The organism is Coleofasciculus sp. B1-GNL1-01, from assembly GCF_040220235.1.
Lineage (GTDB): Bacteria > Cyanobacteriota > Cyanobacteriia > Cyanobacteriales > Coleofasciculaceae > Coleofasciculus.
The window spans coordinates 155,010-181,308 of record NZ_JAVJTO010000102.1; the positions used below are offsets into that span (position 1 = coordinate 155,010).

Genomic DNA, 26,299 nt, shown 5'->3' on the forward strand with positions numbered 1-26,299 from the left:
AGATAGCTCTAGCTACTCTAGCTAAAGAAATTATAGAAAACCGCTATACGATATTTTTTTGTATCAAAAATCACTCCCCAGCCTGAAAGACCTGTTGAACCGTCAAATTTAGATCCGAGAATGTGGGTGAAACAATGCGGTCATTTCCCCTAAACTGAGTCACCTGGTATTCACCGTCAATCAGTTGGTATACACTAAATGTCGGTCGTTTGGGGTTGCCAATGTAACGCCTCCCCCCTAACCCCAGATAGTCCACAATCCAATACTCAGGAATACCCATCGCCTCGTAGTCTTCCAGCTTCAGCGCATAATCATCACTCCAATTGGTGGAAACAACCTCGACCACCAGACGTGCGGAAGATCCTTGAGTAATAATAGATTCCCGTTCCCATCGGGGATCATCTCCGATAGTCTGGGAATTCAACACAATAACATCCGGTTCATAGCCAGACTCATAAGGGATGGGTTTAATCACACATTCTTTAGGAATAAAACTATTAAATGAAGCCCTTCTGATTTCAAAGTTTAGTTCAGCGATAAGGAAACCTGCTATCCGCGAATGTTTTCCCGTAGGTTTAGGCATTTCAATAATTACTCCATTGTGAAGTTCATAATGGTGTTCTGACTTCTGCGGATACCAAGCAATAAATTCATCGAATGTTACAGGTTTAGGTAAGGCTTGAATCATGGTCTGTGGGGAGAAAGGTTTCTCAAGGATGATTTCCCCACTTGAGGAAACCATCCTCGTTATCTTAACTGGAATGGTACTGACGCATAAGCTGGCGTGGCACAGCCCACCCTACGGGATATCAAGGGTTTCGGCAATCCCCATATACACGCTTTTCAGTGCCATTCATCTTAACTGGGCTTTGGCTAACGTCCGGCTTGGCTGACACACCCAATTTAGCGAGTATGACGTGAGCCTCCGATAAGGTAACATTGTATCAATTCCTGCAAATGTATCGATTTGTTAACAAACACCTGACGAACTACAACTGTCTATGCAAACCATCGTTGCTCCTCGCCTTCATCCCTCTCACCGAAATCCAGGACATCCCCTTAAACTGGTTGTCTTGGGAGATAGCCTGATCTATGGATTCGGTGATCCCGAAGGTGGGGGCTGGGTTGAACGGCTGCGACGCCAATACATGTTACCCGATAGTCCCGGTCATGTCCTCTACAATTTGGGCGTCCGAGGTGATGGTGTCAAGCAAGTCGAAGAACGTCTCGAACATGAGTTTCGCCGTCGGGGGGAACTGAGAAATCGCGTCCCTGATGCCATAATCTTGTCTGTAGGCGTGAATGATTCTGCCCGTGTCGGACGTCCTACGGGGCGGAATTATACAGACTTTGATAGCTTTCAACAGGAACTGGCAAATCTACTCGATCAAGCCCAGCGCTTATGTCCGGTTCTGTTTGTGGGGATGGTTCCTGTCGATGAGACGAAGATGCCTTTTCTGGATTGCTTCTACTATACTCATGCTGATCAGTACCGCTACAAAGAAGCTACCCGTCTGGCTTGTCTGAGACGCCAGATTCCTTATCTGGATATTTTTGATGTCTGGATGAATCGGGGAACATCTTGGTGGACAAAGCAACTGTCTTCAGATGGACTTCATCCCAATGTGATGGGTTACAGGGCGTTGTTAGAAGATGTTCTAGATTGGGAACCATTCCATCGACTTTGAAAAATTTTGTCTTATGTCTTATGTCTTATGTCTTATGTCATTGGTTATTGAGCTTACTCTATTTTATCCCGGTCAGCTATATTAAAGAACAAGGAACAGGAAATGAAATAATCCATGTATTCAATAGAGCATTAGTCTTTTATGCATCATCCCTCAGCAAAAGACGCCATGATAAACAGACTTAAGGTGCGAATTTATCAAATCTTAGAGCGGACGGACATTAGGGGTACGGCTAGCCAGATAGTTGATATATTTATTTGGACATTAATTGCCCTCAACTTGATGGCTTTTACCTTGGAAACAGTTGATCAGATTTGGAATCAGTACAGACAATACTTTATCCTTTTTGAGGAGGTCTCAATTGCTGTATTTACCGTGGAATATATCTTAAGAGTTTGGATATGTACAGTAAATCCGGACTATAAGCATTCGATCAGGGGACGGTTAAGATTCATGTTCACCCCTTTAATGCTAATCGATTTAATTGCGATTTTTCCTTTTTATCTGCCGCTCCTATTCCCCGATTTGCGATTTTTAAGATCTTTACGACTATTCCGATTTTTTAGAATTTTGAAACTAAGCCGTTATTCAGCTTCATTAAGAACATTAGGACGAGTAATTCGGTCAAAGAAAGAGGAATTAATTATAACCTTTTTTGTTTTATTTATCTTATTGTTTTGCGCCTCTAGTCTAATTTATTTTGCCGAACATGAAGCGCAGGCGGAAGCGTTCCCGAATATCCCCATGTCCATGTGGTGGGGTGTGATTACCTTAACCACCGTAGGCTACGGTGACGTCTATCCAGTCACGCTGATCGGGAAATTACTAGGTGCGACATTAGCGGTGCTGGGAATTGGTATATTTGCTTTACCTGCTGGTATATTGGCGTCTGGATTCTCGGAAGAACTTCAAGTGAGACACCCGCTCAAACGTAAGCGAACCGGAAAATTTTGTCCTCATTGTGGAAAACCCATTCATTGATCCCCAATCTGAATGTCTAATACCAAAACAGAATGGCAAGGCAGTTTAGAGTTAGTTTATGCCGATGATCAAGGTGAAACCCGCTTAGTGCGCGATCGCATAACTTCCCCTCTGAAGGTGCAGCGCCCTTTTTACCCCGAAGGACAAAGAGTTTGTCATACGGTAGTTTTACATACAGCCGGGGGTATTGTCGGTGGCGATCGCTTGTCACAAACCATCCACCTACAAGAAGATAGCCAAGCCTTGATTACCACGGCGGCGGCGAGTAAAATCTATCGCAGCAATGGACAAGCTGCCAAACAACAGATTCATATCCACGTCGAGGCGGGGGCTTGTTTGGAATGGTTACCTCAGCAAACAATTGTATTTAATGGTGCCATTTATCAGCAGCAGATGACGGTAGAATTAGCTCCGGGCGCCAGTTGGTTAGCCTGGGAGATTACCCGATTTGGGCGTACTGCTAGGAAGGAACGGTTCTTACAAGGGGATTGGCGATCGCATACCGAAATTTGGCAGCAAGGACACCCATTGTGGATTGATCGTCAGTGGTTACCGGGAGGGGAAGCGGTACTCGATAGTCCCCATGGATTAGCTGGACAGCCAATTGTCGGAACGCTGATCTGGATCGGGCAACCTGTATCATCCGCGATCGTGGATAATGCTAGAAGCTTGTGGACAGCCAACCAACGCCAAGGAGAAGCCGGAGTGACCCAAACTCAGGAACAAGGATTATTATGCCGTTATCGTGGTTCATCAACCACTGAGGTGCGACATTGGTTTACAGAGGTGTGGCAGTGTCTGCGTCTTACTTATCTGGGACGCACGGTTTCCAAGCCACGAGTTTGGCTACTGTAAGTAGGTGGGAAAATTAAAGTTAATGGCTATGATCGTCATTTGTCATTGGTCATTTGTCCTTTGTAAGAGTTTGAGGACTATGTACGAACTTTAATAGAGTTGATTTTAGCTGATTAAATCGCGTCTACTGTCTAATTATCCATTGCCATTATGCAACTCTCACCCCAGGAAAAAGATAAATTACTGGTTTTCACCGCCGCCTTACTCGCGGAACGACGCAAAGCACGCGGACTCAAACTGAATTATCCTGAAGCCGTCGCGTATATTTCGGCGGCTATTTTAGAAGGGGCGAGAGAGGGACGCACGGTGGCGGAGTTAATGAGTGATGGAACCACTCTGCTAACACGGGATGATGTCATGGACGGCATACCAGAGATGGTGCAGGAAGTCCAGGTTGAAGCCACGTTTCCGGATGGAACAAAACTCGTCACCGTTCATAATCCCATCCGCTCGTAGGGGTTTGGTCTCCAAACCCCGACAAAGCCACTGGTTGGGAGTAATAAATCAGGTAGTCAGCGATGGTACAGCACTTTCATGTCACGGTGTAGTACAGTAACGATAAAACAGTGCTTTTCTACTCTTGGAAATGGCGTACCACATCGAATCTGAAAACGCTGTAATTTGCCCACCCGACAAAATTAGGCGCTCTTTCGCTTTAGTAGCGAACCCGCACCTATTGCACCGAAGGTCAAGATTCCCAGCGTTGCAGTTGGTTCAGGGACTCCTTGAGATGGCTGTGGTGTCAACAGAACAGCATGAAGTTCACCATTGATAACGCCAGCCCCCGCGATTTGCCCCTGATCATTGATACCTTGTGCCTGAGTAAGGATAAAATCGGAACCGGGAGCAATCAGTTCGTTAAGGTCTTGCATTACACCGTCGCTATAGAGAAAGGCACGGATACCAACGCCGCTCTCCGAATAAAAGCTAGGGTTATTACCTGACCAGCCGACCACTTGACCCAAGTTGTTAATACCACTAGCGACACTGTAAGTATCAGTGGGAAACAGTCTGCCCAGGCTAATCATCTCTGTGTTGCTGCTGTATAGAAAAGCCATACCGTCATTGACACCACTGGGAGCTGAAGTTCCTACCACTTGACCTAAGTCGTTAATATCTTGGGCTGTACTGTAGTTATGACCAGGAAGAGTACCTAAATTAGTAATTGTGCCGTTGTCGTACAAAAAGGCTCGGCTGGGAGAACCGAAAATGCCGACCACTTGACCAGGATTGTTCATGCCATAAGCGATATTACCTTCAGGAAGCAAGCTACTTGTCGTACCATTACTATACAAAAAAGCACCAATGCCGTGCGCTCCGCCAACTATTTGACCCGAATCGTTAATGGCATAGGGAATGCCATCGCTAATGCCGATGCTCTGTGTTGTTCCATTGCTGTATACAAAGGGGTGATTTCCAGTGAAGCTGTTAGTGTTAACTGAATTACCCACTACTTGACCAAAGTTGTTGATTTCAGAAACAGCAAGAACATTGTCACCTAGGAGTGGCTCGATTTCAATTAACTGACCATCACTATATACAAAGGCATGACCGTCATGACCGCCAGCGTTGACGGCTACCTGACCCAAATTGTTAATGCTTCTGGCGTAACTGTAAGTCTTTCCTGTAAGAGATCCAAGGTCGGTCAGAGAATACAAAGATGCTGCATCTGCCGATTGAGATGCAACTAAACCTAGCATGGTACAGGCAGCAGCACCAGCGGCAGCTAAGGTAAGTTGTTTATAGATAAACTTCATGAGCATACCTCTCTATAGTTTTTAAGTGTATATTTCCCCGCTTAATTGAGAATTTAGGGTACAGCTAAATTCTATTTCTGCGCTTTAGTGGTAAACCCAGAGATAACACACTAAGGGATAGTAAACCTAACACAGTAGAAGGTTCGGGAACATCTGTTATGCTTTTGGCAAAGGTTAAGTCATCCATTCCATAGCGAGCATTGGCAACGCCGTGAAGGGTTACAGAACTGAAAGGCTGATCAGAAATTAATCCAGCAAAGGCTCCAATATCTTTGCCTTCCGCTCCCGGAGGAGCATCGTAAAAACTGGGAGCTACATCGCCAATATCGGTTTCAATAAAATAATCTCCGGTTGCTATACCAAACGTGGCAGGTAAGGAAATTCCGAAAGCAAGAATTGGCTGCTCAAATCCAAATGTGATTGTATCTCGGGTCGGTAAAAAATCCAGTGTTGAAAAGAATAAATTATTAAATTGACTAATATTTACACCACCGACAATCGCAGCATCTCCTGTAGTCAAGGTGTAGGTTATGCCATTGAGAGTTGACCCACTGGGAATGATTGTTCCTTGTGAAAGGTTATCCCATCCTTCCACTGTTTTAATCAATGATGGATCACTGTCAAGTGATTGGTTAAATGAGGTTCTGTCCTGAAAAATAATAGTGGTAGCGGGTGCTGTTTTTGGACAGGAGAATGTAACGAAAACAGCTCCTACAGCGGCAAATGCTAATTTCGGGGAAATGCTAGTCATTCGCAACCTTCCTGGCTAATAGAACTTACTTATAAAAGTAATTAGCTTTATCTATAAGTAAAAATACTCTATTTTCTCGAATCGGGCTGTGAAGTGTTGATGAAGAAAACGAGGGTGTTATGTAAAGCTTCTATGAAGGGAGGGAAAAAGAGGATGGACAGGACTTACGTAGCTGCGCTACATATAGCGTAGCTACTTTGGAGCATACTAAAGCTAATTTGTGGTCTGATCACCTCACACAAAATTAAATATACATCTTTCAGGCTGCTATTCATTTAGCTATTAAATCAATTAATTGACTATGAATTAAGGTGTGAGCGCCCCAGTTAGACCGTAAGCAATCACCAGATCCAGAAATACACTATATATGGTGTTATGAGCGGTATTGTGTTCCCACGAGCCTTCTGCCTCCTGCCTCCTAAAAATCATCCAACATCCATTCCGACGCCCGTTCCCCCATCTCAATGGGAATACTCACGGCTTTCCCCAGTCGGGGACGTTCACGAGTTTGCTCGATGTACTCTTGCACTTGGGGAACCGCACCCCAACCATGAAGATAATGGGCAATGGCGTCCAGACGCTCTAGATACTTGGCTTCAGACAGGGGAAACGACTTTTGCTCTAGGTACTTCCACATCACCTGAACAAAAATTTTTCCCTGAGTCCGCCGAAGCTGGATGTCATAAGAGCGTCCCCACTTGCTGAGCAGGATTTGGTGCAACTCTTGTCCTGTCATAGATCCCTTACCTGGCTGATTGTTTACATTTTTTTACAAAGATAAAGTTTCTTTACTTTATGAGAAGCGTACAAAAAATGTAATAATACTCATAGCTTACGCCTTAAATCCTTACTTACATAAGGATTGTGGCAACCCTGCTCGCGGTTGAATCCCTCTTCATAAAAGGAGCGGGGTAAAGAAAATGCTGGGAATCATCCCAGAGTTGTTAAAAAAAATATACCCTTAGGCGTTCAGTTATGGCTCAAGTATCTGGCTCCCCAGATGTCCCCGATATGGGGCGTCGTCAATTCATGAACCTCTTGACGTTTGGTACGATTACGGGTACTTTCGTCGGTGCCCTCTATCCAATCGTCAAGTACTTTATTCCCCCATCAAGTGGTGGTGCTGGCGGTGGTGTCACCGCTAAGGATGCTTTGGGCAATGATATCCAGGTTAGCGAATTTTTAAGCAGCCATAACCCAGGCGATCGCACCTTGGCTCAAGGACTCAAAGGTGATCCCACTTATGTAGTCGTGACCGAAGACAAAGCGATCGCGGACTACGGGATCAACGCGATCTGCACTCACCTGGGATGTGTTGTTCCCTGGAATGCCAGTGAGAACAAATTCGTCTGCCCTTGTCATGGTTCTCAGTACAACAGTCAGGGCAAAGTGGTACGCGGACCAGCTCCATTGTCATTAGCCTTGGTTCACGCCGACGTCACCGAAGACGATACCCTGACCTTTTCCCAGTGGACGGAAACCGATTTCCGCACGGATAACGATCCTTGGTGGACTTAATTGTTTTCGTCATTTGTCCTTCGTTAGGGGCAAATGACATAGCCCATTTTTGAATTGTGAATTTTTTCCTTAAGCGATGAGAACACCTTCTTTATCGGTGATGTACAAAAGCAGCAAGCGGATTATTACCCAAGCCCTCTTGCTGACTTTGGCAACAGCGGCATTTTTCTTCATTAGTGATATTTCCCTTCCCCAGTCGGCGGCGGCTTATCCGTTCTGGGCGCAGCAAACCGCCCCGGAAACTCCCCGCGAAGCGACTGGAAGGATTGTTTGTGCTAACTGTCACCTCGCAGCCAAACCCACAGAAGTGGAACTTCCCCAATCCGTTAAACCGGATACCGTCTTTGAAGCTGTGGTAAAAATCCCCTATGACCTGGATACCCAACAGGTCTTAGGAGATGGTTCCAAAGGCGGTCTGAATGTCGGCGCTGTGGTCATGTTGCCCGAGGGGTTTAAAATTGCTCCCGAAGACCGCATTCCTGAAGAATTACAGGAAGAAGTTGGCGGACTTTACTTCCAGCCCTATAGCGCCGACCAGGAAAACGTAGTGATTATTGGTCCCCTACCGGGTGAACAGTATCAAGAAATTGTTTTCCCGGTTCTTTCTCCGAATCCAAAAACGGAAAAAGATGTCCATTTTGGTAAATACTCGGTTCACGTTGGCGCTAACCGAGGTCGTGGTCAGGTTTATCCGGCTGGGAATAAGAGTAACAACACGGTCTACAATTCAGCAAAAGCCGGTTTAATTTCTCAAATTACCAAGTTAGAAGAAGGCGGCTACGACGTTACTCTTCAAACCCCTGAAGGTGACACAGTTGTAAATACCATTCCCGCAGGACCGGAATTAGTGGTTTCCGAAGGGCAAGAAGTCACCGCAGGTGAAGCGTTAACCACTGATCCTAATGTGGGTGGATTTGGTCAAGTAGACGGCGAAATTGTCTTACAAGACCCGGCTCGGATTAAGTGGCTAATGGTCTTCATTGTTGCGATTATGTTTTCTCAACTCTTCCTCGTCTTGAAGAAAAAGCAGATTGAGAAAGTACAAGCGGCTGAAATGAATTTCTAAGTCCAGCGCTTATTCATCCCAGTCAACTCGCTTGATTCAACCAAATAAGGGACAGGTTAGCTAACCTGTCCCTTATTTTATCAGTGCTATCGGAGCTTTATGAGATTGCTTTCACTCCAGACAAGAGTCCTGAGTAGTTACTACTCAGCCTCTTTTTCTTCGCCTTCACCTTCATTTTCATTTTTGTTATCACGATTCCCATAAAAACGTTTGTTTCTTGAGAATGATGAAGAAGAAGACTTCTTGCGAAACTGTCGAGCATAGGCTTGGTTGCGAGAGGCTTTCTCTTTTTTCAAATTACGGCGTTTAGCCATTTTAGATGTCTCCATCAATACAACAAAACGCTTCTATTGAGAGGTGATTGGATTCGTGAGATTCAAAAGAAGCGCCAGAGGTAACTCAAAACCTAGAAGCGGTTGTTTCTGCGACCACCACCGCTTTTTGCCCGATCTTCACGAGGTCGCGCTTGATTGACCTTGAGTTCACGACCCATCCATTCAGCGCCGTTTAGCTCAGAAATTGCTGAGGCTTCTTCGTCTTCCGTTCCCATTTCCACAAAACCAAACCCCCGCATACGACCTGTTTCGCGGTCAGTGGGCAAATGAACCCGCTTGACAGTACCGTACTCGGCAAAGACTTCGGTAAGGTCTTCAGAGGTCACGGAGTAGTCGAGATTGCCTACATAAATTGACATCGATTGATGTTCTCCCCAATCAGAAAGTGTGTCGAGAGTCAAGATTTCGGAGAACAGCCTGTCAATACTTTAGGGGGAAAACCTATGAATACTGAAAACAAACGTAGTCACCGTTTTGAGTCTCGATAGACATTCTAACCAATTTCTGCTGTGTTAGGGGATATTGCTTATACATTTCGACTGAGAGGTAGCAGCCTAAGCATTTTCAAGGCAAGTCTTAAGGTAGATGACAGGGAAAGGCATCGATCGCACACATATAGATGGATCACTCAAGACCTGTCTATGCGCGTATCGGCAAAAACGATTCAAATCCTACTGACGATCATCGCCACTATCTTAGCGATCGCGGCGCTGAAGGCAACCAGTGCAATTACCATCCCCTTAGCGTTTGCCTTTTTCATCGCGGTGTTAGTCCATCCCCTGCAACGTTGGCTGAATCGTCATGTACCCCATTGGCTGAGTTTGGTCATTGTCATGCTGGTTCTGGCTGGCGTTGTCGGCTTAGCCATCGGCGCACTGCTACTGAGTGCAGAAATCGTGGAACCTAAAGCACCTCAATACCTTGACCGTTTGCAGCAGATGTTCCAGAATGCGATGGCTTGGGCAAAACAACGGGGACTTCCTGTGGAACAGTTATCCTCCCAAGGATCTCAAGGTCAATTAACCAATGAAGCAATCGGCGGACTCAAGTTTCTCTGGGATGGGTTAAGCCTATTTATTTTAATAATTTCGTTACTCGTCTTACTTTTACTCGAAGTCGGACAGTACCGAGAAAAAATTGAACGGAGTTTGGCGTCTAAAACCAGTGCTAAGGTGATCAATGCTGTCGTGAGAATGAGCGATAAGCTGCGAAGCTATCTTCTAATTCAGTCGTTCACCTGTGTTCTGACAGGTATACTGACGGGTTTATGGTGTTGGGTGCTAGGGGTAGATTTTGCCTTGGTTTGGGGATTGATCGCATTTGTTCTCAACTACATCCCCACTTTAGGGTCGATTGTCGCGGTGATCCCGCCCACGCTACTGGCGCTAATTTTTCAAGGAATTGGGCGGGGAGTAGCAACGTTGGTGGGTTTGGCTGTCATTCAAGTGATTTTAGGCAACTTCGTTGATCCCCGTCTTCAGGGACGTACTCTCAAGCTTTCACCCTTTGTGGCGCTATTGTCGATTGTATTCTGGGGTTGGGTGTGGGGGATTCCGGGCGCACTACTGGGTATTCCGATGACCATGTCTCTGATTGTATTTAGTCAAGAGTTTAAATCAACCCGCGCGATCGCACTCTTGTTTGGTGATACGGATGACCCAGAGTTGAAAAAGAAATTAAAATAGCTATTTGTCCTACATCGGGGTGGCTGAATAAGTATTGGGGTGAGGAAAGGGAACAGGGAACAGGGAACAGTAATCAAGCTTCTGCCTTCTGCTATTACTTTCAATCTCTACCCACAGATAGGCTCAATGCCCAATCCAACTCGGTATTCTGAGTGAAGACAGCTATAGGAGACGATTTATGTCTGTTGCCAAAGTTATTGAAGTTGTTTCTTCCTCATCAAAAAGTTTTGATGATGCCATACAACAAGGTTTAGCCGAAACAGCCACTTCTCTAAAGGGTATTAGCGGATTAGAAGTTGTTAATTGGACGGCTGATGTTGAAAATGATAAGATCGTCAGCTACAAGGTGACAATGCATATCGCTTTCAAGGTTGAGCGTTAATCATCAATCCTCTAAACTATTAGAAGATCCGAAAAGATACGTTCTGCAAGATTCTCAAGACTTTTTTTAATGATTGAATCTACCCAAACACCCGTTCCACCAGCAAAACCCCCTGAACCTTCTAAACCTGATGCCATTCCGGTAGAACCGCCACCTCCTCCACCCCCTGTACAACCACCACCCCCACCAGTTGATCCCACAAAGGAAGACAAGTAAGTAGGTGGGAAAACAGTGGGGATTGTCATTTGTCTTCTGTCATTTGTAAGGGTATGAGGATGATTTACGGACGTTAATTTAGTTGGAATGGCACGCTACTCATATTCGGATGGGCAGTGCCAATCCTACGGTATATCTGTTTAAAAATACTCTGGTTTTAACCAAACATCTGATGAATGCGATCGCGATACCGATCTGTTACTCGATTACGGCGAATTTTCAGCGTTCGGGTTAATAGACCATTTTCTATAGTAAACGGTTCTTCAATTAGCTCAAACTGGGTAATCTGATCATCTGCACGATAACCCGGGCAATCGCGGACTTGCCGATTTAACTCTTGGCGAAATAAATCCCGCACAATTAAACTATTCAAATCGATTTGTCCCTCAATCACTTGATGGGTTGAGGATTCATTTTTAGGAACTGTTGTCTGTGAGTCGCCTACACCCGCCTGAACTAACGCCTGTTCCAACGCCTCTAAATTGGGAACAATTAAAGCACCCAGAGATTTTTGATCTTGACACACTAGCATAATTTGGTCAATATAAGGACTCCGTAGATAAGCATCTTACCCCGACTAAAAAAAACCTAAAACCACAAAAGATAGATGATATGAACCCGTTTTAACGGGTTTAAGCTTTTAGCCAGAACTTGAGTTCTCTGCTGACTTATAGCGAATTTAAAAAGTTCTTTACCGTAGAATCCCACAGTTGTCGATCAACACCAATAAGTTGATGATGACCTGCCTGGGGCGAAATGACAAGCTGTTTAGATCCTGGGAGATTCTGAAATAATGCCTTAATCTCTTCTACAGTCGTCCACTTATCTTGTTCGCCGTGAATCACAAGCGCCGGACAATCTAACTCTTTGGCAAAGTCAATTGGATTATGGCTAAACCCGTTAAAGCCATGCTGAAGTCCACCCCATAAAACCAGGAGTTCTGCTGTCAAAAATGCCGGAATCTTGTGATATTTGAGACGACTCCTGAGGGCATTGACTAGGCGAGAAAAAGGCAATTCTAAAATCACCGCATCCGGTTTAATCTTATTCACCGAAATCGCTCTCATAATCGCCGCACTGCCCATAGAAACGCCATAAAGTATCAGCGGAGAATTAATGTTCAATGTTTGGACATAGTTGAAAGCCGCGACTACATCTTGGGCTTCTTTGATGCCAATCGTGACAGTATTGCCACTCGAACCGCCAACTCCTTGAAAATCAATCAGCATTGAATCATATCCCAAGGTAGCAAAACTTTGGGCAGGTGCGATCAGTTGACTCCCTTTTGTGCCAAGATTCCCTGGAAATAAAAGGACAGTTCCTCTCGAAAAAGCGGCTTGTGAGGGAATTAACCAGGTTTCTAACCATTCCGACTCACTGATTTTAATCTTATGGGTAGTGTATGGCAATCCTCGGTCTGAAGGTGTGCTAGAATTACTTGGCTTGGGTATTCCGATTCCTGGCTGTCCTGGAACTCGAACATGGGTCATCTGGTAGGCGAGAAGATATGCTGAACCATTGACTATAAATAGTAGAATTGCCAATAACCAGCAAAGTCTAATTTTCCATCGAATTCCAGCCGTTTTAGTCTGTTGATGTGCGAGCAATTTTTTACTCGGCTGCTTGGGTTTTTTCCTAATCCCAGCTACAATCCAGCACGATACGCTACCGAAGATAAGAAAAACACTAACGTGTTTGAGAGGAAACAACCAGGCATTAATCCAGCCCAACTGATGCAATATAACTAAAATGATAACAATTCCGGCTAAGGCTACCAGAGGCAAGTAACCAACTGTAATCAGGAAGTTACGGGATGAACTCATGGTTAACGTCCTCATCGATGTGTCTACTGCTATAACAGGACATAATAGGAACCCGTTAAAACGGGTTTAAGCTTTAAGAGGAGAACTTTAGTTCTCGGCTGACTTTATCGATGTGTCTACTGCGATTCAAAGAAATACTTCAGTAAAAAAATCATAGCAAACCTTGAGGTGGTGTAATCTCAATCCGACCATTTTCAAGGTCTACCACTGGCACAATTTCATCGACAAAAGGAATCAAAACGGTTACGGGTTTGGAGGGTTTTTTCCTGACTTTCCGTTGCTTACTAATTCGGTTGGGGAGAGGCGCTTCCGGTTTAGCTGGGGTTGGTTCAGGTTGCTGGTGGAGTTTGACCTCTAAAAGCATATTCCCCGCCGGAATCACATCCACAACGACACCGACAGCTTCCCCAGTTAACTGGTTGAAAACCTCTAAATCCAGCACATCTAGGACATGATATTCATTCTCTCCCAACTCCGGGCGATCGCTCTCTGGAACTAGCAGCATTGCACCCCGCAAGGCTTCGGCTTTTTCCCGGTTGTCCACGCCAGCAAGTTTCACCACATAGATCCCTTTATTAGGAACGTAACGCCCCCCTAATAGTTCCACAGGTTGCGGTTGGTTATCATGCGATCGCTTTAACCAACGTTGTCCCGATTTCTCGAAGCGTTCGGGAAAATCCGAATTGGGATAAACTCGTAATTCTCCTTTTAATCCTTGAGGAGCTACAATTTTACCAATTTCTAGCCAGTCGTCATTTGTCATTTGTCATTCGTCATTTGTCATTCGTCATTTGCTTCCCCATCTTCCTCATCGCCCCCTACACCCCTACATAAGAAAAGGGGTTTGGAGACCAAACCCCTACTGTTCCCATCTTCCCTATCTCCCTCATCTCCCTCATCTTCTAGGTAGCCGCAGGTTCAACTGCTTGATCCATCAGTTCTCGAAACTGAATCACATCTTGACGGGGATCAGCATGAGTGACTTGAACATCTAAGCGATCGCCTAGTCTAACGGATCGCTTAAATCGCATCACCAACTCTAACCCTAAATCTTCTAACAGAATCAAGCCCAAGTTATCGTGTTCGCGTAACCAACGCAACATTAACGCCTGCCACACTTGATCCGGGTGACGCCGTAAATATTCCAATCCCCAATAGCGATTGGTTTGGCGTTCCACCATCGCGGCTTCTGATGCGGCTGTCGTCACGCCCTGCATGGTTTCTTGCAGGTATTCCGCCGAAAAGGGTAAGGGATCACCGCGCAGGTGGGCTTTTAGTTGGAAATGATTCAGCAAATCCGTATAACGGCGGATAGGAGAAGTGACTTGAGTATAAGTTTCCAAACCCAAACCCGCATGACGCAGGGGAGTAATACTCATTTCACTGCGAGGCATACAGCGCCGCATGGCGCAGAAGCGCACTGGACCAGGCGGTAATACCAGCAGTTCTTCATCAGAGGGCAACTCCGGCTGAGGTTGTCCGCGAAAGGGGAGAGGAATTTGATGGCTTTGACCGTAACGTCCAGCAACTTCCCCGGCTAAAATCATCATTTCTGCGACCATTAGCCGTGCTTGGGAATCCTCTAACACCTGAATAATGATCTCATCGTGATCACGGACTTTAATCACCGCCTCTGGCATGTGAATACTAATCGCACCCTGACTTGACCGCCATTCTTGACGACGCTTTGCCCATTTCGCGATCGCGGCTATTTCCGGTTCTGCCTTCACCCCCAGTTCCAACATTTCATCCACATCTTCGTAGGTGAGGCGATAGGTCGGTTTAATCAGACTAGGGTGAATCTTGTACTCTTGAACACTGCCATCTTCATCGAGGATTACCCCGAAACTTAGTGTTGGGCAAACTTGACCCTCCACCAAACTCATTGGACCGGTTGCCAGTTCAGCGGGAAACATGGAAATCATCCCCGTCGGCAAATAGAGTGTCGTACTGCGCCGTCGAGCTTCTCGATCCAGTTCGTCGTCGGGTCTGACTAAGCGGGTTGGATCAGCAATATGAATCCACAGACGCTCTTTTCCATCGTCAAGTTGTTCTAAACTCAACCCATCGTCGATTTCTGAGGTACTCTCGTCATCAACGGTGTATACCTTCAAATGAGTTAAGTCTAAGCGATCTTGATCGGGGTCGGGAGGCGGAGAATCCAGGTATTGTTGCGCCAAGTCAAGCACCTCACGACGAAAGTGAACAGGGTAAGATGAACGCCGCAAAAACAGATTCTCGTGAGGAGTCCATAAGCCTAAGTCTACCAACAGATCGAACGCTGCTTGGGGAGTTTGCGGGCGATCCAGGGTAGCTAGTATATCTTGGGCTGCACGAGATGTATTTTCCGGATAAAGGACAAACCGTTCTAAGAGTTCAAAGCGAGTGCGATCGCTCTCTTGCCACTCTACCGCTTCACCGTTGAGTTTCTGCTGAGTGCGGGTTAAAAATTCTTCTTGCTCTCGCTGCTTCGATTCGGCGGCGAGTTGCTGATGTTTAATTTCAGCCACTTTCGTAGCTGGACGTGGTTCATAGCTATCGGCTTTTTGTTTAAAGTAGAGTTTGTCGTCCGATAGCAAGCAGTGAGCCGCATAACATAGGGATGGGTTTTGGTCAGAAAATAAAAGCTGTGCCATTTCCGCACAGGTTACCGCTTTTCCCTCTTCCACCAGCAATTCCCATGCCACTTCCAGGCTGGATGGATCGAGATAGGGTTCGACTTGGCTGAGAAAGTCGGGAATTTCTGAGACGTCAAATTTACCATCCTGGACTTCGTAGGTAACTTGCCGGGGATGAAGCGTGTGAGATTGACCCTGCTCGTCGATAACCGTCCAGCGTGTTTTGCCATCTGGACGGTCTACAATCGCTAGATGACGATCGCCTTGCACACGAAATTCGATAAGTGTTCCTTTTTCCACCAGCTTTGCTAATCCCGGTCGTTTATCTTTAGTTTTTAACTAATCCGGCGATAGGTTCCCCAGGCTGCAACTTTTTATTCAGCGTGGGATAAATCGCCAGTAATGCCCATATAAAGTGGCATTGCATCCAAATTGGATGTGGTGTTCCTCGCCAGAGTTATCACACTCTAAATCTAGTCTAACGGGTGATGGGATGATACCGAAATCATTAGACGGGGTATCAAAGGATTTAATCATTTGACACCACCGCTTAGTCAGAGATCGATTATCTCACCACTCCTCACCCTGAGCTTCTGTTGAGCCGCATCATCCCTCTTTGTTGACGAAAGGCAATAATGCTAAAAGGCGAGCGCGTTTAATAGATCGGGTCAATGCCCGTTGCTGTTGAGACGTTAGACCTGTAATCCGACGTGGCAGAATTTTACCGCGTTCGGTAATGAATTTGCGGAGTAATTCCACATCCTTGTAGTCAATGGGTTCTCCCGGCTTGATTGGAGAAAGACGTTTGCGAAAGTAGGTCATGGGCAGTTCTTAGGGGTTTGTGGTCATCAATTTCAGTTTAGGATGCATTGCCATTGTGACATGGCTATTTAATTTCTTTATGCACCGTATGCTTATTGCAATGAGTGCAGAACTTTTTCAGTTCTAGCCGCCCTGTGGTATTGCGGCGGTTTTTCATAGTGGTGTAGCGAGAGACACCATTTGTGCGCTTGTCTGGGTTCGTGCGACACTCTGTACATTCTAAGGTTATAACCAGTCGAACACCTTTCTTACTTGCCATAGTCTTACGTCTAGTAAATTAAATGAGGGCGTGAGTAAATTTAAACACAATCTCTTATTTTTGCATACGACGCCGGATTTGGGCAACCCATCGCTTTAGACGCAGATCCAGAGAAAACCCACGACGGGTTTGAATCACCAGGGTTTGGGCAATGCGATCGTGAAACGCTTGCTGTTTTTCCGGTTCCGATAAAGCGATGCCACAATCTACCCCTAATGGTGCAATTAACAGCAGCATGGAGAGTAGCATGGAGATGCCATTAGCCAAAGCGTTGAAGCCAAACATGGCTAAGAGCGCACAGACACCCAGAATGCCTTCTCGTTTGGTTAGTGTCAATAGCCCTGGAAGTTTACCGTATTTGGCATCCAGCACTTTCATATCCAATGCCCAGCGTCCTAAACTCTGACCCTGATTGCTCGATACCAATACGACCCGCATCCCTAACCACAGTGCCATAAACACTAACACTTGCAAAAAAGGATTTCCACCCGCCATCGAACTAACCAGCCAAACGGCGACAAAATCAATCAGGAAGGCATAGAACCGTCGCTCTATTGGCACTTGAGGAAAGCGCTTGTATATGGGTTCAAGTTCATACATGGTTAGGGTTAAGTTTAGGGCTTATGCAATCTTTATTGATTTTAGCGGACGTTTAAGTGCAATCGTTAGGTCAAAAGCAAGCTGAGTAAGACTTTGAATCTTGTCCCCTTAACCTTAGCCCCCTACCCCAAAGCAATTAGAGTCCCCTCCCTTTGTCTCGGATTGAGATTGTCAACAGGAGTGAATTTCCCCACACCCCATACCCCAAAAAATAACTGAACAGCTAACATCTCCCCCAGCTCCCAGACGTGCCATGGCACGTCTGGAACATTTCTCCCTCTGCTTCATCGTATCTACGAAGCTGCTCAAGTATTTTTATGCCCGCTGCACTAGGGTTAAATTTTCTGACGCAATCGTCTAATTATACTGGCGCGACTAATGATTGTCGCCATCCCGTTCTCAATTTTCACAAACACTTTACCCGAAAAGAGGTTACGCAACGCCGGACGTTGATACACCACAAAATCATCGAGTTCTGATTTGGGTTCAAAGCCCATCTCGGATAAGCTTGTATTTAGGGTGTTAGTAAAAGCTTTTTTGTTCTTGAACTCTAGAGAAAAAGTCATGGTGCGATTAAAGTAAGCACCCACTAATCCGGCGATCAAACCGATAGTAATACCATAACGATAAGGAAAGGGTTGGGTTAAACTTAGCCCGAGAACTTGCGAGGCTAAGAAAGCAACAATCAGAGTCATGCCTGTGAAGTAATAATAGAACGTTGCCCAAAAACCAAGACCAAGCTGCATACAATAACCTCTATAAATTTAAATCAGTACACAATTATTTACCACAAGTTCAGGATTTTCAAGATTTAGAACTTGCTGCAAAGCCATAGTCAATCACAAAGGGAAAATCAGCGCGATCGCAGTATCAGTCTTGAAATCTAGTATATTCTTGTCAGTTATCCATAAATGCTCGGTAGCGGCTCCAGTACCGATCGACCGCTATCTCCAGCTCTCCGAACGGAAAATCCGCGCCGTGGGCTTCTTGGAGGGCGACAAAGAAATCGAGAATCGCTGCACCTTCGGCGGGAGCCAGGCTGTCAAAGCGCTCGTGGAAAATGGCTAGTGGAGTACCGGAATCGAACCATTCGAGCTGCTGCTTACGGAGTAGCTCGGTCATGTCGTCCGGCAAACCGAGACCAGACGGGAGCCTAGTAGCTCGATCAAGCGCTTCTACGACGGCTGTACGAGAGGGTTCGGTAAGTGCGCCTACGAGTTCGGAGACGAAGATACTCACAGATGGATATGACTCCAGGGAAGCGTACAGGAAGGCTGGTAGGAAGTACCGGAATGCCTCCGGAGCAAGCATCCAGAGATTGCCTTCGACCTCGGTTCGGAGATCGTACACCGAGAGTTCTGTTGACGTATTCGTAGCTAGGAGTTGGCGCAGGCGATCGCCGTTGTAGTTTACCGCCGATCGCAAGATCTGACTAGCCACGGGTCGGGGGCGCGAGGCGAACGCATTGAAAAAGCGAGCTTTGAGGTTCTTGTCAGGAAGGATTTGCATGTCAAACTTTACACAATTAGACGGCTCACAACTGTTGTGTTAACCTATGTTCTTATGCTTTACCCCCATCATGATTACGCTTACCGGCGCTCTAGGAAAGGGCGGGTTTTGAACAACTGTTATCGGTTATGTGCCGATAGGTTAGTTCCTAAACCCGCCCCTACAGATTATATTGACCTATTATCTTGACCTGGAGGCGATCGCATCGCAGCCCCTACTGATTTTTCGCCAACGCCTTGGTACGAGCTTGAAATCCTGCCGACTTCAGCCTGTCAACCATACCTTGATAATCTTGTACCCAGTATTTAGGATCAAAGCGCACAAATTGGCTCTGATTTAACGCCCCAACCCTAGCGATAACTGGCACTTTTTGCGGTTTCCTCTCCCCAGATTGTTCTTGCAAAATCGACTGGAGACGTTTCAGGGTAGCTGTGTCCACGCGCTGGGGGGTCAGTTCCACAATAATCATTTGTGCCGTTTCAATCGGTTCGACATCTTCGATAATCATCTGGATTTTCTCATCTCGTTCATCCGCCTTCCCCCACACAATTAAACGGGCATCCTTTTCAATGAAGGAACTAATTCGCTCAAAGGTTCTCGGAAAAATAACGCCATCGGCTTGACCCGTGAGATCTTCCATTTGCACAAATGCCATGCGTTCGCCACTGGTTTTGGTGGTGTGAAATTTGACCTCCGTCAGCATGACAATGGCACTTAGGATGGTGCGTTTATTTTGATCGGCTAACTCATTTAGGTTAATCGGAGTCAGCACCTGATTGGCGACGGGGCGCACGGATTTGAGGGGGTGATCGGAGACATAGAAGCCAAGCAATTCTTTTTCTTGCTGTAGTTTTTCTTGCGCCGAGAAATCCTCAACCTGCGGGGTTTTCGGAGCAGCTTTCCAGGCATCATTCGCCTCACTGTTGTTATTGTCCGTGTTTCCTAAGACATCAAAAATATTGATTTGACCACTCTCTCGATCCTTCGCCCGATCTTGCGCCCAACTAATCAGCACATCTAAATCGTGAATCAGTTGCTTGCGATTCTTCTCTAGGCGATCAAACGCCCCAGAGTAAATTAGGGATTCCAAGGCGCGACGATTCACCACCCGCAACTCCACGCGATCGCAAAAATCGGCTAATGACTGAAAATCCCCGTCCTTTTCCCGTTGCTGGAGAATAGTCTCAATCGCCCCCTCGCCCAAATTCCGGATTGCCGAGAATCCGAATAAGATTTTGCCAGAGACTGGGGTAAAATCAACCTGCGATCGGTTAATATCCGGCTGCAAGACATCGATACCCATGGTGGTACAGGTGGCGATGTACTTCTGCACCTTGTCCTGATTCCCACTACTGGCGGTTAGCAGCGCTGTCATGTACTCCACCGGATAATTGGCTTTCAGAAAAGCCGTCTGATAGGTAACATAGGCATACGCCGTGGAGTGGGACTTGTTAAAGCAATTGGACGCCACCGAGCCATTTGCCAGCAGAAAATTATGGTCGCGCTCGACGCCAATGTCATAGACTGGTTGAGTACCCAAGGGTTTACGACCGATAATTTTAACCACGTTTAGAACTCCTTAAATCGTTTCCAAATTGCGCTGACATGCTAAGAGCCGGAATTGTGGGATTGCCCAACGTAGGCAAATCAACCTTATTTAACGCCCTCGTCGCCAATGCTAAAGCAGATGCGGCGAATTTTCCCTTCTGCACGATTGAGCCGAATGTTGGGGTTGTCGCTGTACCCGATGAACGGTTGTCTGTGCTGGCGAAAATTTCCACCTCTGAGCAAATTGTGCCAACTCGGATTGAATTTGTCGATATTGCCGGATTGGTGAAGGGGGCGAGTAAAGGCGAGGGACTCGGGAACCAATTTTTAGCCAATATCCGAGAAGTGGATGCCATTGTCCATGTGGTGCGCTGTTTTGATGATGAGAATATTATCCATGTTTCCGGTTCCGTTGATCCAGTACGTGACATTGACGTGATTAATCTGGAATTGGCGTTAGCGGATTTAGCCCAAGTGGAACGCCGCATGGAACGCACCCGCAAGCAGGCGAAAACCTCTAAAGAGGCGCAGTTGGAACTGGAAGCGTTGGAAAAGTTGAGTGCGGGATTGAATGAAGGTAAATCGGCGCGGAATATTAGTTTAACCGAAGACGAAGCCGAGGCGGTGAAGCCGTTAGGATTATTGAGTGCAAAACCGATTATTTATGCGGCGAATGTGTCAGAGGATGATTTAGCCGCTGGGAATGAATGGGTGGAACAAGTGCGCCAAGTGGCAACCTCTGAAGCGGCAGAAGTTGTGGTGGTTTCAGCCCAAGTGGAGTCAGAATTAATTGAGTTACCCGAAGAGGAACGGGGAGATTTTTTGGAGTCGTTAGGCGTGGAAGAAGGGGGATTAAAATCCTTAATTCGGGCTACTTATGAGTTATTAGGATTACGCACCTTTTTAACCACGGGACCCAAAGAAACCCGGGCTTGGACGATTACAGCCGGAATGAAAGCCCCCCAAGCGGCTGGTACGATTCACACGGATTTTGAGCGGGGATTTATTCGGGCGGAAACGGTTGGTTATGATGATTTAGTAACGTCTGGATCAATGAATGCGGCGAAGGATAAAGGATTAGTGCGGGCGGAAGGGAAAGAGTATGTGGTGCAAGAAGGCGATGTAATGCTATTTCGGTTTAATGTGTAAGTCCAATTCTCAACTACACACACAAAACCTGCCTACGCAGGTTTCAACAGATTTTAGGTAGGGTGGGCAAGAGTTATAAACTAACTCACCCTTATATTATTGTTCGTTGCTCTTACCCACTACAACGGTAACTGAATTCCTGTGAATTTAAAGTTTTGATCAGCTAATCTCTAGCCTTTTAAAGTCAGCTAGCAAAAACGCGATCGCGCCAAATAATTTATCTAAATCTGTAATCGCTATTCGGGTTTTCTCTTTCGTAAAAACATCCCCCACAAGCCGCCCCAGTTGCCATAATTCTCCATCGGTAACAATGCCATAGATAGGTTTTGTTTCATTCTGGTTCATCTTCTGTGCGGCAATTAACTCCGCAAGGCATTGTCCCCACCCTTCAATAAAGTTATTCTGCTTGGCTTCAACAACGACGACAAGCGGTAAACCCAGTATGGTTTTTCCGAGTTCTGATTTTGTTGATATTAAATAATCAGGTGTACCTGTGAGTTTATGGTCATAAGTAATGGACTTATGGCTCCAGAGGGTGTATTTATCAACAAAGCTTTTATAGACTTCTCTTAAGATTGGATAAATAACATTTTCACAGCGAGAGGCTTCAGATGTAAAAACATCTATATTTTCTAGGTTAAAGTCAAATTCGTTACGGAAATCATCTGAATGCTTCAAGTCAATATATGAAATAAAGTTGTCCTCTGAATACTTAATATTGTATTCTTGTTGAACTTGAGCCAGGGATTTGAAGTCGGTAAATACCATAGGTGGTCTACCGCCTCTCAACTAATTTTATGTGCCACATCCTTTTTTCCCTCAAACAGGACAACTCAGACTATTTTACTCGATTTAGATAGGCTCTATTTCACTAATATCATGTCCGCCAAAAGAACCGTAATATCCTTCTTCCTTGCAACCTTGCTCCTTCCCTTGAAGCCTTCTTCCCTCTGCCTTGTCTCCACCTAAATGTCAGTATTCAACCGGACATAATATAACCGCATTAAAGAAGTGTCAAGACCAAACAAACCCAACCTGACTTTATGAGTAGTCAACACGTTCTTTAGGGATATTTTAACGATAATGATGGGATTATTGACTTGGTTAGGCTAAAGCCCTGACTACGAACCGGGGCGATTTGAAATTCATCAAACTTGATTATGTCTGAGTCGGGTTTCCTGGTATCAAAGCGATAACTGCTGACGATTCCTGTGCTGGTGTCTAAGATGCTAAATACAGTGATATCGTTACTGGAAATATACGGTAAGGGTTGGTTATTCTCCCCCCGTAAGGGTGCAATGGTTGGCAGTATCGGTTCTAATCCATTGGGATCTCCCGTCGCCGCGTAGTCTTTACCCTCTGGCACTTTACGCTGTTTTTCGCCCAGGTAAGCCCCGTAAGTATTCCCCACATTTGATGATTCCAGAAAATGGATTCCCTGAGGATTCACGAAGCGATTCCAAAGATGGGAATGTCCATATAAAACCAGTTGTACGCCTGCGGTTTCGAGTAAGGGGATCACATCCCGCAGAATATAATCGGCTTGGGGAGGATAATCATAACGCACCCCCGTAATCGTTCCATTCCCATCCCGTTCTATAATTTGTACGGGGTCAGTATAAGGTGGGACAATATTGTCGCCTAAGGAATGGGGGGGATGGTGAAACATGACGATTTTATAGTTGGCTTGTTGGAATTCTGGACTGTTGAGTTCTGCCTTGAGCCAGTTATACTGAGGACTGCCCCGTTTAATCGGTTCAAAAATATGCTGTCCATATCCCCAAGCCGTGGGATTATTTAAATCGGCTTCTCGTTCCCGATACCGTCCTTTTGCATTGGGTTTGAGGCTGGGCGTTCTCCAGATGTTGGTAATGTACAGGGAAATTAGACGAATATCACCAAAGGTTATGGCGTAATAGTTCTCGTTTCCCGGTAGCGTAAAAATTTCGTTGTAGGTGTCGGTATTAAAGGAATGCTCTTTGAGCCAAATGAGAGGGTTATTCGAGTTCAAATGAGCGGACTTTTCTTGATATAGTTCTGCTGCAACTTGGCGAGGAATGGGGTCATTGAATTGGTCATTTAATCCGCTATCTGTAGAAAATCGTCCCATAACCTCGTGATTTCCTGTGGCGGGAAATAAGGGCGCATGTTGAATTAACTCACCTCCGGTGTAGCGGGTAGTAATGTTATTCTTCTCTAGTTGATAATTCGCCTGACCTTGAAGTGCGGGAAAGAAAGCACCGCCGCGATTATCATCAAACCATTCGGAGGCGCGATCGGGAATATTTACTAAGTCTCCGGCGAGAAAAATGGCATCCACTTTACCCACAGTTTCTGCTACCTTTTGTAAATTGGCGGCTGTCATGGGCATGAGTTGGTGATCCGAGGTGAGCAGAATTTTCAGGGGGGTATCAGGGGGAGGTGCAGCGGCTAAGGTAAATGGGTTACTCTTGATGATTTGTCCATCATTCCGCACACTGGTTACTTGATAGGGAACTCGTTCACCCGGAGTGAGTCCCGTTACCTCGGCTTCATGTCGCCAGATATCCCTTGGCGTCGGTTTCTGGTAAACTAGAGCATCTTCGGTTTGTTCTCCAACACGGGATTTTTGGTCTTCCCGGGTACGAGTGAGTTTGGTGGTATTCGCGATCGCAACCCGCCTCAGTCCTTGTCCATAAGCTACACTATGACGGGTTCCAGGAAATTCTGTAAACCAGACGACGCGCACCGAGGTGTCAGTGGGCAATTGTAGAAATGGATCAGTCAGCAGTTGCGGTGGGAAGCGGTAAGGGGGTTGTTGAGTAAATAGCACGACAATGGGCGCCAGCGCAATGAAGACGACAAGCAAACCGACAATAAGAAGTGGGCGACTGGTTAAACGATTGACCATGAATCGTCCTCGATACAAGATTAGATGCAATACTGCTCAGTTAAACAGGAAAGTAAGAGTCTGTTCGCGTCTTGTTTACGATAATATATTACCTCGACTTCTTCTTTGGCTTTGGTGGTTTAAAGGAAAGAACTGCTCGTATCCTGAGACAGGAATTTTTTCACCTGACAAAGATGTCAATGATAGAGGTGTTGAGTATCTAAATAAAACTTTACAATCAGCAACCTACTGTTTAAAAAAGAAATAGCTATCCTGGGCTTTCCTAGGGAGGTTGCTGAACGTTCAGGGATGTAATCTAAATCACTTTAACTGACTGTGAGAACCTTACTTAGTCGTTTGGATCTGTCCTATCTCTATGTTCTGGTGGGAGAAGCAACTCTCGCTCTGACATTTTTCTTCTATATCATTCTTGCTCGTGTCCTCGGACCTGAGCGATATGAGATTTTCGCGGCTGCTGTTGCCTTGGGAGCCATCCTTTCCCTGCTCATCCAGTTTGGATTTCCAGCACTACTGACTCGCGAGGTAGCCGCCAACCCAGTCGAAGGATCTAAATCGACAGGTCAGTTTCTGATTATTGAGGGATTAAGCTTCCTGCTTGTTCTCATTCTTCTCTTTCCCCTAGCTCGCTTGTTAGGTTACGAAGGTGAAGGTTTAATTGTCTGCTACTTAGTCATCTTTGCCGAACTCTGTCGTAGTGTGAAAATGACGCTACGCGGTGTTCTTAAAGGGATGGGATGGTTTAGAAGTGAAACGGTTTCCGTAGCCATAGAGCGATTTTTCGCGGTGCTACTTTCATGCATCGTTCTGTTTCTATCAAACAATTTAGTATGGGTAGTCGGAACGTTTGTTCTTGTCCGTTTCCTGGATATTGTGGGGTTGCTGGTTTACCTGAGTCGGAAAACTTCGATCTGGTTACCTCTCAGCCTGAATAAACTTTGGCAATCGGTTCGGACAGCTTACCCATTTGCGCTATCTGGCGTTCTGTGGATTCTTTACTATCAGATTGATGTGGTTATGCTCAAGGGATTAGCTCCTACGGGGGAAGCGGGGTTCTACAGTGCAGCTTACCGGATGCTGGAAATTTTTACTGAGTTGCCACAAGTTATTTTCTATGTCGCCTTCACTCGATTTGCTCGATATTATGCCAACGAACCTGAAAAACTTCCAGAGCAGATTTATAAGTGTACGCGCCTTCTTTTAGGAGTAGCGTTACCTGTGATTGTTGTTGCTGGTTTTACCCAACCTATATTAGTGCAGCTTATTTATGGCGAAGCCTTTGCTCCTTCCGTGAAACCTCTAGCAATTCTGCTACCTAGCCTGAGTTTTAAAATGTTTGGGACTTTAGTGCAAAAGTTACTTCAAGCTACCGGACGAGAAAAGCAACTTCCTGCTCTTATGTTTGGAGCAACAATGACAAATGTACTCTCCAATTTTATTCTTATTCCTTATCTAGGAAGTGCTGGTGCAGCCATAGCAACTTTATTGAGTGAACTAATGCTGTGTTTTATAGGTCTATACATGATGAATCGCATGGAGTATAAGCATATAAGCCAACGCCTTAGCATTATTGCAGTAATGAGTTTGCTAGTAACTGCAATTCCCTCGCTGATTCTGTATGGATTGACACCAATTGTTGGGTTGGGATTAATGCTTCCCAGTATTGCCACGATAGTTGTGATTATGCGCCGTGATCGCTTTTTATGAATGACCTAAAATCAGCGATCTTTGTTATAAAAAGCAGCTCTCCTAGACTGGTTATGGCAAATTAGCAATTTAAAGGAGCTTAACCCCGTAAATAGCAAAGGATCTAAACAATTAGAATTGCTTTTTTTAATCTCCATGATTCT

The 26,299-nt window shown here is 45.6% G+C and carries 28 protein-coding genes and 1 pseudogene; 10 read left to right on the forward strand and 19 right to left on the reverse strand.

The features are described from left to right. Positions 1-70: 70 nt before the first annotated feature. The gene (locus RID53_RS25470) at positions 71-688 is read right to left on the reverse strand and encodes a Uma2 family endonuclease (protein WP_446390835.1); all 618 of its coding nucleotides are present in this window, start codon (positions 686-688) and stop codon (positions 71-73) included. 313 nt (positions 689-1,001) lie between these two features. Here RID53_RS25470 and RID53_RS25475 point away from each other — a divergent pair, with 313 nt between their 5' ends. The 4 genes from RID53_RS25475 (at position 1,002) to ureA (ending at position 3,980) form a co-directional block, all read left to right on the forward strand. After that, on the forward strand, positions 1,002-1,688 hold the full coding sequence (locus tag RID53_RS25475) for a GDSL-type esterase/lipase family protein (RefSeq protein ID WP_446390752.1): 687 nt from the start codon (positions 1,002-1,004) through the stop codon (positions 1,686-1,688). Between the two features lie 168 nt (positions 1,689-1,856). After that, on the forward strand, positions 1,857-2,669 hold the full coding sequence (locus tag RID53_RS25480; protein WP_446390753.1) for an ion transporter: 813 nt from the start codon (positions 1,857-1,859) through the stop codon (positions 2,667-2,669). Between the two features lie 12 nt (positions 2,670-2,681). Continuing rightward, positions 2,682-3,524, forward strand: coding sequence for an urease accessory protein UreD (locus RID53_RS25485; RefSeq protein ID WP_446390754.1), 843 nt, complete (start codon positions 2,682-2,684; stop codon positions 3,522-3,524). A 150-nt stretch (positions 3,525-3,674) separates the two neighbouring features. Then, positions 3,675-3,980 (forward strand): urease subunit gamma, encoded by a 306-nt coding sequence (gene ureA, locus RID53_RS25490; RefSeq protein ID WP_446390755.1) that lies wholly within the window; start codon positions 3,675-3,677, stop codon positions 3,978-3,980. Between the two features lie 182 nt (positions 3,981-4,162). Here ureA and RID53_RS25495 read toward each other — a convergent pair whose 3' ends face one another. The 3 genes from RID53_RS25495 to RID53_RS25505 form a co-directional block, all read right to left on the reverse strand. Further along, entirely contained in the window at positions 4,163-5,281 is a 1,119-nt protein-coding gene (locus RID53_RS25495; protein ID WP_446390756.1) for a DUF3466 family protein, read from the reverse strand. A gap of 64 nt (positions 5,282-5,345) precedes the next feature. Then, entirely contained in the window at positions 5,346-6,032 is a 687-nt protein-coding gene (locus RID53_RS25500) for a PEP-CTERM sorting domain-containing protein (RefSeq protein ID WP_446390757.1), read from the reverse strand. A gap of 418 nt (positions 6,033-6,450) precedes the next feature. Further along, a complete protein-coding gene (locus RID53_RS25505; RefSeq protein ID WP_446390758.1) occupies positions 6,451-6,768 on the reverse strand; it encodes a DUF3067 family protein in 318 nt (105 codons plus the stop codon). A 239-nt stretch (positions 6,769-7,007) separates the two neighbouring features. On the opposite strand from RID53_RS25505, the gene petC reads away from it, so the two are divergent. Next, positions 7,008-7,550, forward strand: coding sequence for a cytochrome b6-f complex iron-sulfur subunit (gene petC, locus RID53_RS25510; protein ID WP_446384149.1), 543 nt, complete (start codon positions 7,008-7,010; stop codon positions 7,548-7,550). A gap of 76 nt (positions 7,551-7,626) precedes the next feature. Then, positions 7,627-8,616: a cytochrome f gene (petA, locus tag RID53_RS25515; protein WP_446390759.1), complete on the forward strand. Its 990-nt coding sequence runs from the start codon at positions 7,627-7,629 to the stop codon at positions 8,614-8,616. Between the two features lie 140 nt (positions 8,617-8,756). On the opposite strand, the gene RID53_RS25520 is transcribed toward petA, so the two are convergent. Both RID53_RS25520 and RID53_RS25525 read right to left on the reverse strand, forming a co-directional pair. Continuing rightward, positions 8,757-8,930 (reverse strand): hypothetical protein, encoded by a 174-nt coding sequence (locus tag RID53_RS25520; protein WP_446390760.1) that lies wholly within the window; start codon positions 8,928-8,930, stop codon positions 8,757-8,759. 92 nt (positions 8,931-9,022) lie between these two features. Continuing rightward, positions 9,023-9,310 (reverse strand): RNA recognition motif domain-containing protein, encoded by a 288-nt coding sequence (locus tag RID53_RS25525; RefSeq protein ID WP_446390761.1) that lies wholly within the window; start codon positions 9,308-9,310, stop codon positions 9,023-9,025. Positions 9,311-9,592: 282 nt separating this feature from the next. Between RID53_RS25525 and RID53_RS25530 the strand changes: the two genes are divergently transcribed. Together RID53_RS25530 and RID53_RS25535 are read left to right on the forward strand one after the other, a co-directional pair. After that, positions 9,593-10,636, forward strand: coding sequence for an AI-2E family transporter (locus tag RID53_RS25530; protein WP_446390762.1), 1,044 nt, complete (start codon positions 9,593-9,595; stop codon positions 10,634-10,636). A gap of 178 nt (positions 10,637-10,814) precedes the next feature. Continuing rightward, a complete protein-coding gene (locus tag RID53_RS25535; protein WP_446390763.1) occupies positions 10,815-11,018 on the forward strand; it encodes a dodecin family protein in 204 nt (67 codons plus the stop codon). Between the two features lie 11 nt (positions 11,019-11,029). Here the strand turns inward: RID53_RS25535 and RID53_RS25540 are convergent, their stop codons facing one another. The 11 genes and pseudogenes from RID53_RS25540 to RID53_RS25590 form a co-directional block, all read right to left on the reverse strand. Next, positions 11,030-11,263, reverse strand: coding sequence for a hypothetical protein (locus tag RID53_RS25540; RefSeq protein WP_446390764.1), 234 nt, complete (start codon positions 11,261-11,263; stop codon positions 11,030-11,032). Between the two features lie 128 nt (positions 11,264-11,391). Continuing rightward, a pseudogene (locus tag RID53_RS25545) lies at positions 11,392-11,802 on the reverse strand (long-chain fatty acid--CoA ligase); the annotation flags it as partial. A gap of 100 nt (positions 11,803-11,902) precedes the next feature. After that, on the reverse strand, positions 11,903-13,057 hold the full coding sequence (locus tag RID53_RS25550) for an alpha/beta hydrolase (RefSeq protein WP_446390765.1): 1,155 nt from the start codon (positions 13,055-13,057) through the stop codon (positions 11,903-11,905). Positions 13,058-13,208: 151 nt separating this feature from the next. Beyond that, the gene (rimM, locus tag RID53_RS25555) at positions 13,209-13,820 is read right to left on the reverse strand and encodes a ribosome maturation factor RimM (RefSeq protein ID WP_446390766.1); all 612 of its coding nucleotides are present in this window, start codon (positions 13,818-13,820) and stop codon (positions 13,209-13,211) included. Between the two features lie 139 nt (positions 13,821-13,959). Next, on the reverse strand, positions 13,960-15,975 hold the full coding sequence (locus RID53_RS25560; RefSeq protein WP_446390767.1) for a ribonuclease catalytic domain-containing protein: 2,016 nt from the start codon (positions 15,973-15,975) through the stop codon (positions 13,960-13,962). Between the two features lie 306 nt (positions 15,976-16,281). After that, on the reverse strand, positions 16,282-16,497 hold the full coding sequence (rpsR, locus tag RID53_RS25565; RefSeq protein ID WP_006106620.1) for a 30S ribosomal protein S18: 216 nt from the start codon (positions 16,495-16,497) through the stop codon (positions 16,282-16,284). Positions 16,498-16,561: 64 nt separating this feature from the next. Further along, positions 16,562-16,756, reverse strand: a complete 195-nt coding sequence (gene rpmG / locus RID53_RS25570; RefSeq protein WP_446355835.1) for a 50S ribosomal protein L33 — start codon at positions 16,754-16,756, stop codon at positions 16,562-16,564. 54 nt (positions 16,757-16,810) lie between these two features. Further along, positions 16,811-17,356 (reverse strand): RDD family protein, encoded by a 546-nt coding sequence (locus RID53_RS25575; RefSeq protein WP_446390768.1) that lies wholly within the window; start codon positions 17,354-17,356, stop codon positions 16,811-16,813. Positions 17,357-17,691: 335 nt separating this feature from the next. Beyond that, positions 17,692-18,102 (reverse strand): hypothetical protein, encoded by a 411-nt coding sequence (locus RID53_RS25580; RefSeq protein WP_446390769.1) that lies wholly within the window; start codon positions 18,100-18,102, stop codon positions 17,692-17,694. A gap of 151 nt (positions 18,103-18,253) precedes the next feature. Beyond that, positions 18,254-18,865, reverse strand: coding sequence for a hypothetical protein (locus tag RID53_RS25585; RefSeq protein WP_446390770.1), 612 nt, complete (start codon positions 18,863-18,865; stop codon positions 18,254-18,256). Between the two features lie 214 nt (positions 18,866-19,079). Then, the gene (locus RID53_RS25590; RefSeq protein WP_446390771.1) at positions 19,080-20,432 is read right to left on the reverse strand and encodes a helix-hairpin-helix domain-containing protein; all 1,353 of its coding nucleotides are present in this window, start codon (positions 20,430-20,432) and stop codon (positions 19,080-19,082) included. Between the two features lie 38 nt (positions 20,433-20,470). Between RID53_RS25590 and ychF the strand changes: the two genes are divergently transcribed. Next, positions 20,471-21,562, forward strand: a complete 1,092-nt coding sequence (ychF, locus tag RID53_RS25595; protein ID WP_446390772.1) for a redox-regulated ATPase YchF — start codon at positions 20,471-20,473, stop codon at positions 21,560-21,562. A 159-nt stretch (positions 21,563-21,721) separates the two neighbouring features. Here ychF and RID53_RS25600 read toward each other — a convergent pair whose 3' ends face one another. Both RID53_RS25600 and RID53_RS25605 read right to left on the reverse strand, forming a co-directional pair. Continuing rightward, entirely contained in the window at positions 21,722-22,330 is a 609-nt protein-coding gene (locus RID53_RS25600) for a hypothetical protein (protein WP_446390773.1), read from the reverse strand. 295 nt (positions 22,331-22,625) lie between these two features. Then, positions 22,626-24,452, reverse strand: coding sequence for a metallophosphoesterase (locus RID53_RS25605; protein WP_446390774.1), 1,827 nt, complete (start codon positions 24,450-24,452; stop codon positions 22,626-22,628). A gap of 315 nt (positions 24,453-24,767) precedes the next feature. Here RID53_RS25605 and RID53_RS25610 point away from each other — a divergent pair, with 315 nt between their 5' ends. After that, positions 24,768-26,156, forward strand: a complete 1,389-nt coding sequence (locus tag RID53_RS25610) for a flippase (RefSeq protein WP_446390775.1) — start codon at positions 24,768-24,770, stop codon at positions 26,154-26,156. The last annotated feature ends 143 nt before the right edge of the window (positions 26,157-26,299 follow it).

Coding starts and splice junctions, on each gene's coding strand:
- RID53_RS25470 (WP_446390835.1), bottom strand. CDS start 688: ATGATTCAAGCCTTACCTAAACCTGTAACATTCGATGAATTTATTGCT.
- ychF (WP_446390772.1), top strand. CDS start 20,471: ATGCTAAGAGCCGGAATTGTGGGATTGCCCAACGTAGGCAAATCAACC.
- RID53_RS25575 (WP_446390768.1), bottom strand. CDS start 17,356: ATGTATGAACTTGAACCCATATACAAGCGCTTTCCTCAAGTGCCAATA.
- petA (WP_446390759.1), top strand. CDS start 7,627: ATGAGAACACCTTCTTTATCGGTGATGTACAAAAGCAGCAAGCGGATT.
- RID53_RS25550 (WP_446390765.1), bottom strand. CDS start 13,057: ATGAGTTCATCCCGTAACTTCCTGATTACAGTTGGTTACTTGCCTCTG.
- RID53_RS25475 (WP_446390752.1), top strand. CDS start 1,002: ATGCAAACCATCGTTGCTCCTCGCCTTCATCCCTCTCACCGAAATCCA.
- RID53_RS25585 (WP_446390770.1), bottom strand. CDS start 18,865: ATGCAAATCCTTCCTGACAAGAACCTCAAAGCTCGCTTTTTCAATGCG.
- RID53_RS25500 (WP_446390757.1), bottom strand. CDS start 6,032: ATGACTAGCATTTCCCCGAAATTAGCATTTGCCGCTGTAGGAGCTGTT.
- RID53_RS25605 (WP_446390774.1), bottom strand. CDS start 24,452: ATGGTCAATCGTTTAACCAGTCGCCCACTTCTTATTGTCGGTTTGCTT.
- RID53_RS25540 (WP_446390764.1), bottom strand. CDS start 11,263: ATGACAATCCCCACTGTTTTCCCACCTACTTACTTGTCTTCCTTTGTG.
- rpsR (WP_006106620.1), bottom strand. CDS start 16,497: ATGACCTACTTTCGCAAACGTCTTTCTCCAATCAAGCCGGGAGAACCC.
- RID53_RS25485 (WP_446390754.1), top strand. CDS start 2,682: ATGTCTAATACCAAAACAGAATGGCAAGGCAGTTTAGAGTTAGTTTAT.
- petC (WP_446384149.1), top strand. CDS start 7,008: ATGGCTCAAGTATCTGGCTCCCCAGATGTCCCCGATATGGGGCGTCGT.
- RID53_RS25495 (WP_446390756.1), bottom strand. CDS start 5,281: ATGAAGTTTATCTATAAACAACTTACCTTAGCTGCCGCTGGTGCTGCT.
- rimM (WP_446390766.1), bottom strand. CDS start 13,820: ATGACAAATGACGACTGGCTAGAAATTGGTAAAATTGTAGCTCCTCAA.
- ureA (WP_446390755.1), top strand. CDS start 3,675: ATGCAACTCTCACCCCAGGAAAAAGATAAATTACTGGTTTTCACCGCC.
- RID53_RS25535 (WP_446390763.1), top strand. CDS start 10,815: ATGTCTGTTGCCAAAGTTATTGAAGTTGTTTCTTCCTCATCAAAAAGT.
- rpmG (WP_446355835.1), bottom strand. CDS start 16,756: ATGGCAAGTAAGAAAGGTGTTCGACTGGTTATAACCTTAGAATGTACA.
- RID53_RS25600 (WP_446390773.1), bottom strand. CDS start 22,330: ATGGTATTTACCGACTTCAAATCCCTGGCTCAAGTTCAACAAGAATAC.
- RID53_RS25520 (WP_446390760.1), bottom strand. CDS start 8,930: ATGGCTAAACGCCGTAATTTGAAAAAAGAGAAAGCCTCTCGCAACCAA.
- RID53_RS25505 (WP_446390758.1), bottom strand. CDS start 6,768: ATGACAGGACAAGAGTTGCACCAAATCCTGCTCAGCAAGTGGGGACGC.
- RID53_RS25525 (WP_446390761.1), bottom strand. CDS start 9,310: ATGTCAATTTATGTAGGCAATCTCGACTACTCCGTGACCTCTGAAGAC.
- RID53_RS25480 (WP_446390753.1), top strand. CDS start 1,857: ATGATAAACAGACTTAAGGTGCGAATTTATCAAATCTTAGAGCGGACG.
- RID53_RS25530 (WP_446390762.1), top strand. CDS start 9,593: ATGCGCGTATCGGCAAAAACGATTCAAATCCTACTGACGATCATCGCC.
- RID53_RS25580 (WP_446390769.1), bottom strand. CDS start 18,102: ATGCAGCTTGGTCTTGGTTTTTGGGCAACGTTCTATTATTACTTCACA.